This is a genomic window from Anaerobiospirillum thomasii, assembly GCF_900445255.1.
In the GTDB taxonomy this organism is placed as follows: domain Bacteria; phylum Pseudomonadota; class Gammaproteobacteria; order Enterobacterales; family Succinivibrionaceae; genus Anaerobiospirillum_A; species Anaerobiospirillum_A thomasii.
Genome location: NZ_UAPU01000007.1, coordinates 372228 through 386741, shown reverse-complemented (window position 1 = coordinate 386741; position 14514 = coordinate 372228). Strand labels below are relative to the sequence as shown.

The following is a 14514-nucleotide window of genomic DNA, read 5'->3' as shown; positions in this document are numbered from 1 at the left end:
CATGACTATGTTGTCTGGTGCACAGATGTTAGTGCGATCTTTAGAGGATTTGGGTGTAGATACACTGTTTGGTTATCCAGGTGGCGCTGTGCTGGATATCTATGATGCACTCCTTGAGTCAGAAAAAATTCATCACGTACTGGCCCGTCATGAGCAGGGTGTAGCTCATATGGCTGACGGCTATGCCAGATCCACAGGCAAGGTAGGCTGTGCCCTGGTGACCTCAGGTCCTGGTGCCACTAATACAGTAACAGCCATTGCCACAGCCTATATGGATTCAATTCCTCTGGTTGTCATCACAGGTCAGGTGGTGGCACCGCTTATTGGCTCTGATGCTTTTCAGGAGGTTGATACTGTAGGTATTACAAGACCTATAGTCAAACACTCATATCTGTGCAAGAGTGCTCTTGATATACCAAAATTCATCCGTCAGGCCTTTTATTTAGCCTCAACAGGCAGACCAGGTCCTGTGGTTGTCGATATTCCAAAAAACTGCGTTTCACCATCAGTCAAGTTTGAATATCCGCCAATGACTGAGATAAAGATGCGCTCTTATAATCCAACCAAGCTAGGTCATAAAGGTCAGATAAAAAGAGCAGTCAAACTTCTAAGCGAGGCCAAGCGTCCTGTGCTTATGGTAGGCGGCGGTGTCATCCTTGGCAATGCCTCATCACGTATTAAAGATCTGGCCAAAAGATTCAATCTGCCTGTGACCTGTACTCTTATGGGTCTTGGCGGCTATCCTGGCAATGACAAGCAGTTTTTAGGCATGCTTGGTATGCATGGCACCTATGAGGCCAATGAGGCCATGGATAAGAGCGATCTGATTTTAGCCTTCGGCGTGCGTTTTGATGACAGAGTTACCAATGATGTCTCTAAATTCTGTCCTGCCGCCAAGATTATACATGTAGATATAGATCCTGCCTCCATTTCCAAAAATGTAGCCGTGGATGTGCCTATTGTAGGCGAGGTTGACAGTGTGCTTGGACAGTTTAATGATGCCATAGCCGAGCTGCAGTTAACCTGCGACAATCAGGCCATGAAGGAATGGTGGGCACAGATTGAAAAGTGGCGCAGCCGAAACTGCCTTAACTTCAAGGCCAAAGAGGATGTAATACACCCGGCTCAGATTATACAGAGCATTTACAAAGCTACAGGAGGTGATGCCATCATTGCCACCGATGTAGGTCAGCATCAGATGTTTACAGCGCTGTATCATCCTTTTAAAGAGCCGCGTATGCTTTTAACCTCAGGCGGTCTTGGTACCATGGGTTATGGTTTTCCTGCAGCCTGTGGCGCACAGTTTGGCAATCCTGACAAATGTGTCTGTCTGATTACAGGTGACGGCTCATTCCAGATGAATATTCAGGAGTTGTCAACCTGTCTTGAGTATGGCGTGCCTGTAAAGATTTTCATTCTGGACAATCATACTTTAGGTATGGTGAGACAGTGGCAGAGCATGTTCTACAGAGGACGCATCAGCTCCACCAATCTGCACTCCAATCCTGACTTTATAGCTCTTGCCAGAGCCTATGGCCATGAGGGCATCAGAATTGAAAAGCCAGAGGAGCTTGATGAGGGTATTGAGCGTGCACTTTCCATGAAAGACAGACTTGTAATTGTGGATATTGTCTGTGATACCGATGCCAGAGTGCTGCCTATGCAGCAGAAAAACGGCTGTATGTCTGATATGTTCTTAGCTGAGGAATAGAAAAATGCGTCATTTAGTATCTATTTTAACTGAAAATGAAACCGGTGCTTTATCTCGCATTGTAGGTCTGTTCTCACAGCGTGGCTATAATATAGAAACCATTACCGCAGCTCCTACAGATGATAAGACCATATCACGCATCAACATTTTGACCTATGGCGGTGCCGAGCATATTGAGCAGATTACAAAACAGCTGCACAAGCTTATCAACGTTATTAAAGTATCCTCCTTTGAGGAGAGTGATGATGCTGTAGAGCGCGAGCTGCTTTTTGTCAAGGTGCATACACCAACAAGAGCCATACGCGAGGAGCTAAAGAGTCTGTGTGATATCTTTAAAGCTGAGATTGTCGATGTAACACCTGATCTGTACATACTGCAGTATGTCAGCACCTCGGCCGATGTTGACAGATTCTTAAAGGTTATTTTGGAAACAGCTGAGATCATTGAGACTATAAGATCAGGTGTGTGCGGCATTGCCCGTGGTGAGCACTCACTGCAGCTGCCATCTTAAAGATTTTAGTTTGCAATTGCCAAGGGTCGCCACAAAGGCGGCCTTTTTTGTAATAAAGCTTGAGATGTAACACTCAACAGCCCTTTAACACAGCACAAAGACAACAGCTGCCATAAAGGCAGCCCTGGGTTTTTTCTTTGCTTTATATCAGAGCATCTGCAAAGTACAATCGTGTCCTGAATTGTCAGTATCCAAAATGATTTCTATAATAATATCCATGGTGTTTTGACCAAGCTCTCTTAAACTTTTTTCATAGCAAAGCCACCTGATATGTATAGGGGAGCCATACTCATGACGGCCAAAACCACCGCGCAGAATATCATTGAAGGCATCAAGGCTGCGTCCTATCTTCCAGTCAAGGCCGCAGGTGAAAACCCTCTCAACCTCATCATAAAAACCAGCCATGTCATTAAAGTGCCTTCCGTCAATGACAAACACCTCTCTTGTGTGCATAAATAAGATCCTTTTATTGCTTTATGCTTGTATCTGTAAGGGCATAAGTTTAGCTAAAGTACCTGACTGTAGATAGTAACTATAATTAATATAAGACCGAGCATAAAGAAGATTACCCGTCTTGAGCTGCGACCATAGCGCAGCAAGTAGGGGTTGCCTGCAAAGTCGCACAGTAAGCTTAAGTTTCTTAGAGATTAAATTATCAGAATAAGACACGCAAGCAAGGTTACAGTGTTGTAATGCTCCTACAAAAAAACTATGATATGAGCGCTGTTCATCTGCTAAGCTCATTGCTATCATCCCTGCGTTTAGCACTTTGTTTTTAGAAAAATCCCATACGCATCAGTGTTTGATTGAATTTTATTTTTTTTCTTCACTCAAACAACACTCCCCAATTTTTTTCTATGCTAGTGCCAGCAAAAACGAGGCAAGTCTGTCTTGAGAAATGAGATTTTCGGAAGGATGGAGTTTTAGAGCCTTTTTTATATAAAACTCAGAATTAACTAATTTAAGAGGCTCAAGATCCATAGCTTTTATAATGGTATCTATAGTGTCGGCATCTTTTTTTCCTTTGGTTGTTGTAATTGTCAATGGCTGATTTTACATCAAGTACGTCATTATCCTGAGCTGATAGCCGTGTAGACTTAGGAGTATAGATTTGAGCATTTTCAAAGCAATTTATGTAAAGCGTATTTTCTTTACTAAGGCACAAATGCATAACCATGGCCTTGTTGAGATTTGATGTGAACTGATTGATCGTCATATATGCCCCATATACTCTCAAACCTCTTTTTTTACAATAAAGATCAACGCTGCACCCTCATAAAGTTTTATATCTTTTATAGCACAGCATAAGGCAGGTGCAAATATCTTCCTTAAAGTGACTATAAAAAATTGTATGCATGGATAAAAGAGCTGGCTTTGACAGAGCCATAGCTGCTGTATAGCTTTTACCTCTGTAGAGATAAAAAAGTTTATTTAAGATGTCAGAGGCGTAAAAAACATGTATATTGAGCGCAGGAATTTTTTAGTATTGAGTACATGATACACAAGCTTTGATACACAAGATAAAGGCACATACTTATGACAGACAATGAAATACGCGCCACAATTGATGCATTAAATGCCAAAGATGATTATGATGGTATAATTGATTTTATAGCTACACTTGATAATGTTGACTTTGACTGCGCACTGCAGCTTGCAAGAGCCCATATCAACAAAGCCAACAGGGCAGAGCCATCTTATGCCTACAAGCTTTATTTAAATGCCTCTGATATTTTAGACACCTATGCCCAAAAGGGTAAGGACAGCCCGTCATGGCTGTTTTATAAAGGCTATACACTCTTTAAATTAAATTTAGTCTCAGAGGCTCTTATCCGTTTTGAAAGGGCTATGCGTTTTGTCACCATCAGTGACGGTGCTCTTTTTAATCAGATAGGCAATATGCTAAAGATCTGTAAAACCCTTGAGGCAAGACTGTCTGAGACTTTATCTGATGATGATCTTAATCTTATAGATGAGCATATACAAAAACATTTTGGTTCATACAGTGTTTTAAGTAGCAGCGACAGCATTGATCTAATAGATGTAGCCCCGACAGAGAGTCACAATTATCATGTGATTATGACAAAAGGTCTGTCAGCCTTTTTAATGGATGTGCCAGATGGTTTTGATAAAAAGAGCAATGCTCGTATTGAGCTTGCCATTGCTCTGCCATTGAAGTGGGATAAGAGCAATACCTGGCCTTTTGAGCTTTTAAGAAAATTAAGCATGCTTTTAAAATCTGGCAACAGATTTTTAGGCTTTGGCTTTACTTTTGATAATGAAAAAGCATTTGCCAAAAATACTGCCTATACAGGTGCCATGCTTACAGCCCTTGGCGATTATAGTAAGGAATCTCAGGCTATAGAGCTTGCAAATGGTGATACAGTCAATATTTTTCAGGTAGTACCGCTTATGCCAATGGAAGTTGCCTACAGACAAAAGCATCAGGCACAAGAGCTTTTAGATCTGTTTAAACTGCGTCATGTGGTACTAAGTCCATTAGTTGATGGCAGAGAGGATGTCTGTCAGTCAATAAGAGAGTGAACTAAAAACTGTGTAAACGAAGATAGATGATTTAAAATATAACCATTATCGGAGTTTACTTAATATGGCAAGAATTAAACATAGCCCAATGGCTGAAAAGATAGCTGACCTTATAATGGAGCACTACAACCCAAAAGATGCCCAGAGTGCTCAAGATGCTATTAAAGAAGCATTTGCACCTGTTTTTGAAAGGATCCTTAATACTGAGCTTGATGCTCATTTAGGCTATAGCAAGAGCAGCACTGATGAGAAGGAGACCACCAACAGGCGCAACGGCTATTCTAAGAAAACCATTCAAGGCTCATTTGGTGAGGCAGAGATCAACACTCCACGTGATCGTGAAGGAACCTTTGAGCCAGTAATTATCCCAAAAAGGGAAAAAGACGTATCTCAGATAGAGCAAAAGGTCCTGGCCATGTATGCAAGAGGCATGAGTCAGAGGGATATAAGCTCAACCATTGAGGAAATCTATGGTTTTAAGCTCTCTCAAGACAAGATCTCCACTATAACGGACCTTATCCTGTCGGATGTTAATGAGTGGCTTAACAGGCCGTTAAAGCCTCTGTATACCTTTGTCTTTGTAGACTGCATCTATGTCAAGATGAAGAATGACAAGGGCTCTACAGAGAATCATGCCGTATATGTAATATTAGGCTTAGATGCTGAGGGGTATAAAGAGGTTTTGGGGCTTTATATATCCCCAACAGAGTCAAAGTCATGTTGGATGAATATATTTGACAATATCAAGAGCAGAGGCGTTAAGGACATACTTTTCCTGTCTATGGACGGTGTCTCTGGTCTTGAAGACGGAGTAAAGTCTATATTCCCGCAGACAGTTGTACAAAGATGCATTGTGCACCTTATACGCAATGCCTGTAAATATGTCCCTTACAAGGATTTAAAGGCTTTCTGTGCCGACTGCAAGGCAATGTATGGAGCTATTAATGCAGAGGCAGCTGAGGAAGCTCTGCTGCACCTTATAGACAAATGGGGTGATAAATACCCTGGAGCTATAAGGGTGTGGGAGAACAATTTCAACCATGTAACACAGCTGTTTAACTATCCATCGGCAATACGCAAAATCATGTACACCACTAATGCTATAGAGGCCGTAAACTCCAGCTTACGTAAGGTCACTAAAATAGGTATGTTTGAGAACAAGAATGCCGTGTTTAAAGTCTTTTATTTAAGAATTACAGGCGACCTGGCCAAGAAATGGGGTGTGAGCAGAGTCAGGAACTGGACATCTGTCTTAAACCAGATGACATGCATTGATAGTCTGGCTGAACGTATAAGGCCATATATAAACTAGTTTTTAAGCGTATAGGAGCAAGCCCGCCGCGCGGATAGGTAATACTACGTATTACCTATGGGTTGTCGCATCCTGTAAAACATAGAGCCAAGGGAGACAAAACGTGATAAACATGGGATTCCTGCCCCCTCAGCCATTTATGGACAAGCCCCTACGGGGTTGGCTACGCCAATCCATAAAAGGCTTTCAGGGGCAGGAAGAGGCAAAATCATGAAATGAGGTATTGAATTGTTGAAAAAAACAAGATAGCATAAATTTAGATTCTAAAATTGCGCAATTAAAGAATAAGAGATCTTAGTTTACACAGATCTCCGTTCCCTCCCGTCAATAAGCGCCAAGAGCGTATAGTCTTTCTATTATGGCAGGTAGTACCTGCCATATAATCACACACTCAGTCTTAAACCTTTAAAGTCCAAAGATTTAATCAGCTAAGTTCAACCTTATCCTCTTTATCCTTGTCATCAATATCTATAATGCTGCCGTCGCTGATGGCAGGAGCCTGTCTTGAAAAGCTCTCAAGCAAGGAGCACAGACTGCCACGCCCTAGTGACAGACGGTTTTGTGCCTGCGCAAAGCTTGAGTGCAGCTGCTCAAGTTTTCTGCCGCTCTCATCAAAGGCCTCTTTGACAAGAAGACTCTTTTTATAGATAGCCATGGCATTTTTGACAATATCTTTGACCCTGTCATTCTGTGTGGCTAAAACCCACAGATTGGAGACTACACGCAGTGCAGGCAGCAAAGTCTGCGGGCTGACAAGATAGATATTTTTAGAGGCGGCATAGGCATACAGATCGCTTTTATACTCAAGTGCGCAGCTCAAAGCTCCGTCAACTGGCACAAACATAAAGATAAAGGATGGGGAGTTAAATGAGCTGTATTCATCATAACGGGCTGTGGCGAGCTCATCTATATGAGCTTTTATGGAATTTGTGTGCGCCTGTAGCGCTTTTTGTGCCAGAGCATTATCCTGTGCATTTACAAAATCTGTATAGGCTGTAAGAGAGCATTTGGCATCAATGATAATACATTTGTTCTCAGGTAGATTGACTATAACATCTGCTCTGCCCCTTTCATTGAGATCGCGACTGCCGGCCACCTCTCTTTTATACTCAAAGCCTTTGCGCAGTCCTGAGTTTTCAAGCACCAGCTCAAGCTGATGCTCTCCCCACATACCCTGTGATTTACCGCCTGATTTCAGGGCTTTTATCAGATCATCGGCTTTGAGCTTTAAATTAAGCTGTGCCTCATTGAGTCTGTCAAGCTCCTGTTTTAAAGCTCCTGACTGCTCTGAGTTTATCTTCTGCACCTTGGTTATAAGATCGCGAAATACATAAAGCTCTTCTTTTAAAGGCTGCACAGCCTTGCCAAAGGAGTTTAAGGACTGTTTTTGCAGATCATCACTGCGCTTTTGCACAATCTCCTCAGATAAGGACTTAAGGCGGCTTTCAAGCTCAAGAGACTGAATTTTATAGCGTCTGTCATTCTCCTCTGCAAGAAGCTCAAGAGCATCAACCTGCCCCTCAAGCGAAGCAATTTTCTTAATCTGCTCATTGTGCCTTGCTATAAAGCTTTTAAGCTCCAGATCTTTACTCTGCATGCTTTGTGTAAGCTCTTTTATTTTAAGATCAAGATTTTTATTATCCTGCCTTAGTGCAATGGCCATATGCTCAGTATCTTTTAGCACTAAAGACTGCTCTTTGTGTGCCTTATCAAGCATCTGCAGTCTTTGTAGCAGATCTGTATTTAATGTATCTAAGGCATCAGCCTTTGTCGACAGCTCAAGACTGTGTGTTTTTAGAGTATAGATGACATAGATAAGGTAAATGATGCACAACAGGGCGGCCAGGGCTGTATAGATACTGTGACGGGCAAGAAAATCGGCAATAAACATGGCTTTACACACAAAAATAAAACAAAAGACAATTATATGTCAAAAAGAGGGTTTTATTTTAATCCTAAAAGAACAGGACATTTTATTAAGCAAAATACTTATAGCCTGGCTTTGTAAAATATGGTCAAAAACTGTGTAAGCATTGTGCTTTTTCTATAATGAGGTTTGACCGCAGACGTAAAAAAAAGCATAATATCAAGATTATTTTACTGACTTTTATATGCTTTAGTATAAAGAGTATAAGAGCTAGGTCTTTTTTTATTGTTGTAGCACATACAGGAGATTTGTGTGAAAACCTGGCATGATATTATAGGCCCGCTAAAGGGTAGTGAAAGTTTTCAGAATGTTTTGCATTATGTGGCAGTAAAAAGAGCTGAGGGTGATGAAATCTATCCGCCTGACAGCGCCGTCTTCAATGCGTTTAAATATACAGCCTTTGATAAGCTTAAAGTTGTTATAGTAGGTCAGGATCCTTATCATGAGCCAGGTCAGGCCATGGGACTTGCCTTTAGTGTGCCTGTCGGTGTAAAAACTCCACCGTCACTTGCCAATATCTATCGTGAGCTTAAGGATGATATGCCAGGCTTTAGCGTACCTGAGCATGGCTGCCTTATTCCATGGGCAAGACAGGGTGTGCTTTTATTAAATTCAGTACTTACAGTTAAAAGCGGTGAGGCCAACTCCCATCACAATCAGGGCTGGGAGGATTTTACCGACGGCGTTATCAAGGCTTTAAATGACAACTGTGAAAATCTGGTCTTTATGCTCTGGGGCAACAGCGCAAAAGCCAAATGCAAGGATGTGGACAGAGAGCGTCATTTAGTGCTCGAGGCTGCACATCCAAGCCCGCTGTCTGCCTATCGCGGCTTTCTAGGCTGCAGACATTTTTCTAAAGCCAATACCTATCTGCACGAGCATGGCAAGACTGTTATCAACTGGCAGCTGCCTTTATACCTTGACGGCAGCGAGACATTATAGATTAAAGGATTTTAAGGAGATTTAATGATAGACGTAGAAAAGGCACTGCGCGAGATTGCCCGCGGCGCTCAGGAAATTATCCCAATTGAAGAGTTAAAGACCAAGTTAAGCTCAGGCCGTCAGCTTATTATCAAACTGGGCATGGATCCAACCGCCCCTGATATTCACCTGGGTCATACTGTAATTTTAAACAAGCTAAGAACCTTTCAGGAGCTTGGCCACAAGGTTATTTTAATTATTGGTGACTTTACAGCAGCTGTAGGCGATCCATCTGGCAAGAATACTACAAGACCGCAGCTCTCTCGTGAAAAGATTTTAGAAAATGCGCAAACCTATGCCACACAGGCCTTTAAGATTCTGGATAAAGAGAAGACTGAAATCAGATATAACTCTGAATGGCTCTCAAAGCTTGGCACCGATGGCACCATTGCTCTTGCCTCAAAACTTACTGTAGCAAGAATGCTTGAGCGTGAGGATTTTACCAAGCGTTTTCAGGGCGGTATTCCTATTGCCATTCATGAGTTTTTATACCCACTGTTTCAGGGCTATGACAGCGTTGCGTTAAAAGCTGACGTGGAGCTTGGCGGTACTGATCAGAAGTTCAATTTGCTCATGGGCCGTGAGCTGCAAAAGGATGCAGGTATTGAGCCACAGTGCGTACTTATGATGCCTCTGCTTGTAGGTCTTGACGGTGTCAAAAAGATGTCAAAGTCAGCTGGCAACTACATTGGCGTGCATGATGCTCCTGCCGAAATGTTTGGCAAGATTATGTCACTCTCTGATGATCTGATGTGGTCATACTTTGAACTGCTATCCTTCAGACCAATTGAGGAGATTGAGGATCTTAAAGAACGCTGTGCCTCTGGTATGAATCCACGTGATGCCAAGATTGAGCTGGGCCGTGAAATTGTTGCAAGATATCATGGTGATGAGGCTGCCAATGCCGCTGTTGATGGCTTTATCAATCAGTTTGCCAAAGGCGCTATTCCAGAGCAGATGGATGAGTTTACCCTTGAGTTTGTCTCACTGCCAAATCTTCTAAAGGATGCAGCATTATGCGCCTCAACCTCAGAGGCCATGCGCATGATTAAGCAGAATGCCGTAAAATGTGACGGTGAGGTCATCTCAGATGTCAAGGCCACCCTAGGTGCTGGCACCTATGTTATTTCTGTAGGCAAGAGACGTTTTGCCCGTATTACCATAGCCTAAGTTGAGGTATTTATGACTCAGGATGAATTAAAGGAAATGGTAGCCCTTGAGGCTTTAAAATATATTCCAAGCTCTGGTATTTTAGGTGTGGGCTCTGGCTCAACTGTAGTCAAATTTATTGAGGCCATACATAAAAACGGCATCAGGGTTGAGGCTGCAGTATCAAGCTCCAACAAGACTACAAAACTGCTTGAGCAGATTGGGGTGCGCGTGCTTGATCCAAATGAATGTGAGCCATATGCAGTCTATATTGATGGAGCTGATGAGGTCAATCCTGCCTTTGATATGATTAAAGGCGGCGGTGCCTGTCTTACCCGTGAGAAGATTCTAGCTTCCATGGCTGAAAAATTTATCTGCATTGTGGATAAATCAAAGCTTGTAGATACTCTAGGTGCCTTCCCTCTGCCAGTTGAGGTTATTCCAATGGCCCGTGAGCAGGTGGCCCGCACTTTACGTGCCATGGGAGCCAATCCTGTGCTGCGTCAGGACTGCATTACTGACAATGGCTGTGAGATTTTAGATCTGCATGATTTTATGATTGCAGATCCTGTGTCAATGGAACGACAGATCAATGCCATACCAGGCGTGGTCACTGTCGGTCTGTTTGCAGCCCGTGGTGCCGATGCAGTACTGTATGCAACAGAAGATGGAGTTTTAGTAAAAAACAGACCATAAAGATCTGATTTTGACAAAACTTTAGCAGTTGATGGCCGGCTCTTTGCTATAATTGCACGTACCGGCTTATCAACTTGAAAAGTTGGCATAATTCTTGAAATAGACCCTGTAGGTTTTTAAAAATGATAGAAATTTGACATCGGGGTTTATTATGAGTTTAAGTATCGACAGCACCGCAGCTTCTGCTTCAATTTTAAAGCAGTTAAACGATATGCAGTCACAGTTACAGACATTAGCACGTCAGGCCACACCGCAGACTGCTCATGTACAGAGTGAAACTGATGAGACTGCACAGGTTGCAATCAATGATACCAAGCCAGCTGCAAAGGCATCTGAGAGCATAGGTCAGTTCCAGGCCATGCTGCAAAATGCCTTTGAAGATATGAACATTCTGCAGAATACATCATCAGTGATGCAGTCACGCTTTGATGTCGGTGACAGAAGTTTATCACTTGCAGATGTAATGATAGCCTCACAAAAGGCCAGTCTGTCTTTTGAGGCTACACTGCAGATTAGAAATAAAATGGTTGATGCCTATAAATCGATTATGCAGATGAACGTATAATTCGTTCTAAAGAAAATATACAATAAGCATAATTTTAAAGAACAGAGTTAAGACAGGTTACAAACAATGGCAGATAACGAATATCCTCTGACACAGGGACAGAATACGGCAGGTGCTCAGGCCCTGCCTATGGATCCCAACACCCAGGCTGAGCCGCAACAGCAGCAGGCTCAGAACTCTGAGCCAGAGGTTTTTATAGATCCTGTACCACAGTCAGATCCACATTTAGACTCAACTTCTGGTGAAACTGGTCCACGATCATTTTCAGACAAGGCCAAAGATTTCATCCATCATGGTGAAGTTCTGCGCAAGTTCATTATCTTTGGCTTTTTAGTACTGTTTATTACCGGTGCCATTTTTGGACTTGTCTCTATTCAGAGCAGTCAGTCTGACAGCGCCTATCGTCAGTTAGGTCAGTACACTCCCTCACAGATTGGCTCAGTACTGGATTTTCTTGATACTGAAGGCTATCAGTATCAGCTGCGCGCTAACAATACCATTGATGTGCTGGCAGATGACTATTCAAAGGTCAGTGAAATGTTGCTACGCCGCGGTATTGCTCTGCCAAAGGAGAAGACTGATGATGGCAACAGCATCATTATGTCAGACTCTGGCTTTGGTGTATCACAGCGTTTGGAAGGCGAGCGCATCAAGCACGGTCGTGAGGTGCAGTTAGCCCGCGCCATCGAAAGAATTGAAGGCGTTGATCATGCCACTGTCCTTTTAGCCATTCCTAAGGAAAATGTATTTGCCAGAGAGAAACAAAGACCATCAGCTGCTGTTGTGGTAACTCTCAAAAACGGCGCCTATCTCTCCCCAGAGAATGTAAATTCTATCCGTTTCATGGTAGCTTCATCTGTACATAATCTTTTAGCTAAAGACGTATCTGTGACAGATCATACAGGTCGACTGCTAAGCGCCATGAACGCCTCAAGCGGTGCTGACAATAAACTGCAGCGCGAATTTGAAATGCGTACTATGCGCGAGGCTCAGTACAGAAGCAAGCTTGAGACCATTTTGACCCCTATGTTAGGTTATGGCAACTACTCTGCCGAGGTTGACGTGACCTTAGATACAACATTAGAAGAGGAAACCCGTCAGATGTACAATCCTGATAATCAGGCTGTACGTTCTGAGACTCTGCGTGAGGAAAAGGGTGCCGATGAGGTTGTAAATCCATATGGAGTACCTGGTTCACTGTCAAATCAGCCACCTGCCAATGCCGCTATTCCTCAGCAGCTAAAAGACGGTACTGCCAATGCCGCCAACTCCTCAAAGGATAGCAAGGAAAGCCGTGAGGCCGTGCGCAACTATGAAGTTGACACCACCATACGTCACACCACAAGACCTACCAATGTAGTATCAAGACTTACAGTATCTGTAGCTGTTGACTATGTACGCAATGTAAGCCCTGAAGGTGCTGTATCTTATGCTCCACGCTCACAGGAGGATCTCAACAAGATTGCTGATCTCGTACGTGGCGGTTTGGGACTTGATGAAAGACGCGGTGACGTGGTTCACGTTGAGACTGTATCATTCCCTCATGCTGATGAAATGCCTGCCCTCCCATGGTGGCAGCAGGAGAGCTTCTATCGCATAGCACGTATTGCAGGCGCTGTCATTGTAATATTGATTCTGATCCTCTTTGTAATCAGACCAATGATTCAGAAGCTGCTCTCAAACAAGAAAGAGGAGAATTTGGATCTGGACTACTCAGAGATGGATGATGAGCCAGCACTTGAGGGCAACGATGATCTCAACCTCATCGCTGCAGGCCGTGAGCTCTCTGACAGAGTCTACTCCATTAACCGTGAAGGAAGCATTGTTCTGCCAAATCTGCATAAGGATGAGGATCTGCTCAAGGCTGTACGTACCCTCGTATCTAACGAGCCAGAGTTATCATCCGAGGTGGTTCGAGAGTGGCTTAACTCTGATATTTCAGAGAAAGAGAATAACAAGTAAGGTGACATTATGGCTGAAACAAAAACTTCAAATGCTCTTGCCAAAACCGGTGGTCCTATAGGCAAGCCACAGGGCCCTGGTCTGTCAGTACCTAGCGAATATAACAGAAGTACCGGTCTTGAGCTGTCTGATGACGAAAAGGCAGCACTTGAGCGCCTGGATGGCCTTGATAAGGCCTCCATTCTGATGCTGTCATTATCTGAGGATGATGCAGCTCAGATCTTCCGTAATCTGCAGCCAAAGCAGGTGCAGAGATTAAGTATGCGTATGGCTGTGCTTGAGAACTTTGACCAGTTCTCGGTAAATGCCGTACATAAGACCTTTTTGGCATCCATTACCAAGCATTCAAACATCGGCTTTGGTTCTCAGGACTTTGTTAAAAATGCTCTTATTGCAGCTCTTGGTGAGGACAAGGCCGGCAACCTTGTGGATCAGATCAGCATGGGCTCAGGTTCACGTGGTCTTGATTCTCTCAAGTGGATGGATGCAAGACAGGTGGCCACTATCATTCAGAACGAACACCCACAGATTCAGACCATTGTGCTCTCCTATCTTGAGCCAGAGCAGAGTGCCAAGATTTTAAGTCAGTTCCCAGAGCAGACACGACTTGATCTGATTATGCGTATTGCCACCTTAGAAGAGGTTCAGCCAGCTGCACTTCAGGAGCTTAATGAAATTATGGAGAAACAGTTTGCAGGTTCAGCCGGTGCTCAGACAGCCAAGATTGGCGGTCTTAAGAGTGCTGCCAATATTATGAACTACCTTGACAGCAATACCGAGACTACTCTGATGACTGCCATTCAGTCTCAGGATAAGGAAATGGGTTCACAGATTAAAGATCTCATGTTCGTCTTTGAGAACCTCAATGATGTTGACGACAGATCCATTCAGACTCTGCTGCGTGAAATTCCTAATGAAATGCTTGAAAAAGCCCTCAAGGCTGCCGATGACAGACTTAAGATCAAGTTCTTCAAGAACATGTCCAAGCGCGCCTCCAAGGCCCTCAAGGAAGATCTGGCCTCTATGGGTCCTATCAAGCTCTCAGATGTTGAGGCAGCTCAGAAGGAAATTCTTACCATTGCCCACAGACTTAACGATGCAGGCGAGATTATGTTAAGCCGCGGACCTGGTGAGGAATTTATCTAAATAGGATTAA

General features: G+C 43.4%; 13 protein-coding genes. 10 read left to right on the top strand and 3 right to left on the bottom strand.

Annotation, left to right across the window (positions count from 1 at the left end):
- Position 1 precedes the first annotated feature (1 nt).
- Positions 2–1711: a biosynthetic-type acetolactate synthase large subunit gene (gene ilvB, locus DRZ93_RS08975; protein WP_113746392.1), complete on the top strand. Its 1710-nt coding sequence runs from the start codon at positions 2–4 to the stop codon at positions 1709–1711.
- Positions 1712–1715: 4 nt separating this feature from the next.
- Positions 1716–2222: an acetolactate synthase small subunit gene (ilvN, locus tag DRZ93_RS08970; protein WP_113744798.1), complete on the top strand. Its 507-nt coding sequence runs from the start codon at positions 1716–1718 to the stop codon at positions 2220–2222.
- A gap of 147 nt (positions 2223–2369) precedes the next feature.
- Here the strand turns inward: ilvN and DRZ93_RS08965 are convergent, their stop codons facing one another.
- Together DRZ93_RS08965 and DRZ93_RS13575 are read right to left on the bottom strand one after the other, a co-directional pair.
- Positions 2370–2675 (bottom strand): barstar family protein, encoded by a 306-nt coding sequence (locus DRZ93_RS08965; protein WP_113744797.1) that lies wholly within the window; start codon positions 2673–2675, stop codon positions 2370–2372.
- A gap of 402 nt (positions 2676–3077) precedes the next feature.
- On the bottom strand, positions 3078–3266 hold the full coding sequence (locus tag DRZ93_RS13575) for a hypothetical protein (RefSeq protein WP_113744796.1): 189 nt from the start codon (positions 3264–3266) through the stop codon (positions 3078–3080).
- A 492-nt stretch (positions 3267–3758) separates the two neighbouring features.
- On the opposite strand from DRZ93_RS13575, the gene DRZ93_RS08955 reads away from it, so the two are divergent.
- On the top strand, positions 3759–4766 hold the full coding sequence (locus DRZ93_RS08955) for a suppressor of fused domain protein (protein ID WP_113746391.1): 1008 nt from the start codon (positions 3759–3761) through the stop codon (positions 4764–4766).
- Positions 4767–4830: 64 nt separating this feature from the next.
- Positions 4831–6078 carry an IS256 family transposase gene (locus DRZ93_RS08950; RefSeq protein WP_113743108.1) on the top strand — a complete coding sequence of 416 codons (1248 nt, stop codon included), beginning with the start codon at positions 4831–4833 and terminating at the stop codon, positions 6076–6078.
- A gap of 424 nt (positions 6079–6502) precedes the next feature.
- On the opposite strand, the gene DRZ93_RS08945 is transcribed toward DRZ93_RS08950, so the two are convergent.
- Positions 6503–7969: a DNA recombination protein RmuC gene (locus DRZ93_RS08945; RefSeq protein ID WP_113746390.1), complete on the bottom strand. Its 1467-nt coding sequence runs from the start codon at positions 7967–7969 to the stop codon at positions 6503–6505.
- A 273-nt stretch (positions 7970–8242) separates the two neighbouring features.
- Between DRZ93_RS08945 and ung the strand changes: the two genes are divergently transcribed.
- The 6 genes from ung to fliG all read left to right on the top strand — a co-directional run bounded on the left by ung (position 8243) and on the right by fliG (position 14504).
- Positions 8243–8947 (top strand): uracil-DNA glycosylase, encoded by a 705-nt coding sequence (gene ung, locus DRZ93_RS08940; RefSeq protein WP_373854314.1) that lies wholly within the window; start codon positions 8243–8245, stop codon positions 8945–8947.
- Positions 8948–8971: 24 nt separating this feature from the next.
- Positions 8972–10156, top strand: coding sequence for a tyrosine--tRNA ligase (tyrS, locus tag DRZ93_RS08935; RefSeq protein ID WP_113746389.1), 1185 nt, complete (start codon positions 8972–8974; stop codon positions 10154–10156).
- 12 nt (positions 10157–10168) lie between these two features.
- Positions 10169–10831: a ribose-5-phosphate isomerase RpiA gene (rpiA, locus tag DRZ93_RS08930; RefSeq protein WP_113744791.1), complete on the top strand. Its 663-nt coding sequence runs from the start codon at positions 10169–10171 to the stop codon at positions 10829–10831.
- Between the two features lie 151 nt (positions 10832–10982).
- Positions 10983–11396: a flagellar hook-basal body complex protein FliE gene (gene fliE, locus DRZ93_RS08925; RefSeq protein WP_218564280.1), complete on the top strand. Its 414-nt coding sequence runs from the start codon at positions 10983–10985 to the stop codon at positions 11394–11396.
- A gap of 66 nt (positions 11397–11462) precedes the next feature.
- The gene (gene fliF / locus DRZ93_RS08920; protein WP_113746388.1) at positions 11463–13358 is read left to right on the top strand and encodes a flagellar basal-body MS-ring/collar protein FliF; all 1896 of its coding nucleotides are present in this window, start codon (positions 11463–11465) and stop codon (positions 13356–13358) included.
- Between the two features lie 9 nt (positions 13359–13367).
- Positions 13368–14504 (top strand): flagellar motor switch protein FliG, encoded by a 1137-nt coding sequence (fliG, locus tag DRZ93_RS08915; RefSeq protein ID WP_113744789.1) that lies wholly within the window; start codon positions 13368–13370, stop codon positions 14502–14504.
- Positions 14505–14514 lie beyond the last annotated feature (10 nt).

Bases quoted from the DNA above. Each gene is read 5' to 3' on its own strand.
- ilvN (WP_113744798.1), top strand. From the start codon at position 1,716: ATGCGTCATTTAGTATCTATTTTAACTGAAAATGAAACCGGTGCTTTA.
- DRZ93_RS08955 (WP_113746391.1), top strand. From the start codon at position 3,759: ATGACAGACAATGAAATACGCGCCACAATTGATGCATTAAATGCCAAA.
- fliE (WP_218564280.1), top strand. From the start codon at position 10,983: ATGAGTTTAAGTATCGACAGCACCGCAGCTTCTGCTTCAATTTTAAAG.
- rpiA (WP_113744791.1), top strand. From the start codon at position 10,169: ATGACTCAGGATGAATTAAAGGAAATGGTAGCCCTTGAGGCTTTAAAA.
- fliG (WP_113744789.1), top strand. From the start codon at position 13,368: ATGGCTGAAACAAAAACTTCAAATGCTCTTGCCAAAACCGGTGGTCCT.
- DRZ93_RS08945 (WP_113746390.1), bottom strand. From the start codon at position 7,969: ATGTTTATTGCCGATTTTCTTGCCCGTCACAGTATCTATACAGCCCTG.
- DRZ93_RS08950 (WP_113743108.1), top strand. From the start codon at position 4,831: ATGGCAAGAATTAAACATAGCCCAATGGCTGAAAAGATAGCTGACCTT.
- DRZ93_RS08965 (WP_113744797.1), bottom strand. From the start codon at position 2,675: ATGCACACAAGAGAGGTGTTTGTCATTGACGGAAGGCACTTTAATGAC.
- ilvB (WP_113746392.1), top strand. From the start codon at position 2: ATGACTATGTTGTCTGGTGCACAGATGTTAGTGCGATCTTTAGAGGAT.
- tyrS (WP_113746389.1), top strand. From the start codon at position 8,972: ATGATAGACGTAGAAAAGGCACTGCGCGAGATTGCCCGCGGCGCTCAG.
- fliF (WP_113746388.1), top strand. From the start codon at position 11,463: ATGGCAGATAACGAATATCCTCTGACACAGGGACAGAATACGGCAGGT.